General features: G+C 46.9%; 1 protein-coding gene. It reads right to left on the reverse strand.

From position 1 onward, the window contains the following. Window positions 1–862 (reverse strand): SLBB domain-containing protein (locus JCM17102_RS21050; RefSeq protein ID WP_025076571.1); only part of this gene is annotated, 862 nt, incomplete at both ends.

Genomic DNA, 862 nt, shown 5'->3' on the forward strand with positions numbered 1-862 from the left:
ATGCTGACGGTATAAAACGGAACGGTTCAGGAAAGCATCACCGGTCAGGCCCTGGGCTTCATTCACCAGTTCACGAACGGTATTCAGTGTACCGCTCAGCTGGTAGATACCCGGACGATAAACTGCACCACGAATCTCCAATTTGTTGGTGAAGCGGTTCAGAATGGCTTCCGCTGTCACGACATCACCGTTACGCATTTTATAGACGCTATAATCAATGTCTTTCACTGTATTCACTTCGTACTCCTCACCGTTCTGGCGAACAACACGCAAGGAACGGGTATAGGCATCCGCATCGAACCCACCGGCATATTTGATTAAGGTGGAAAGGGATTCGTCTTTCTTCATTTCAAAACGCATCGGGCGTTTTACTTTACCGCTGATCTTTACCAGAACGTCATAGGCAGGAACGATGACAACATCACCTTCCTGAAGACGAATGTCATCCTGGGCGTTACCTTTCATGATGAATTCGTAAACGTCGATAGTGGTAAGTTTTTTACCATTACGTACTAGTTGGACATTACGCAGACTACCGATGTCACTGACTCCACCTGCACGATAAAGGGCATGAAAGACGGTTGAGAAAGCGGAAAGGGCGTAGGTACCCGGCTGAACTACTTCTCCCATCACATTTATCTGGATGGTGCGGATATTACCCAGGGTCAGGCGAATATCGGAACTCGGATCGGTTGCGTTATTAAGACCATTATAGATTTTATTCAACGATTTTTTAAGGTAATCGTTAGCTTCAGAGACTGTCAGACCACTCAGATAGACAGGACCGATCTTCTGGATATTAATCGTTCCGTCTGGAGAGATAGCTTGACGGATGGTATTCTGGCTGGCGCCCCAGATATCG

It is taken from the genome of Bacteroides faecichinchillae JCM 17102 (assembly GCF_000614145.1).
GTDB classification, from domain to species: domain Bacteria; phylum Bacteroidota; class Bacteroidia; order Bacteroidales; family Bacteroidaceae; genus Bacteroides; species Bacteroides faecichinchillae.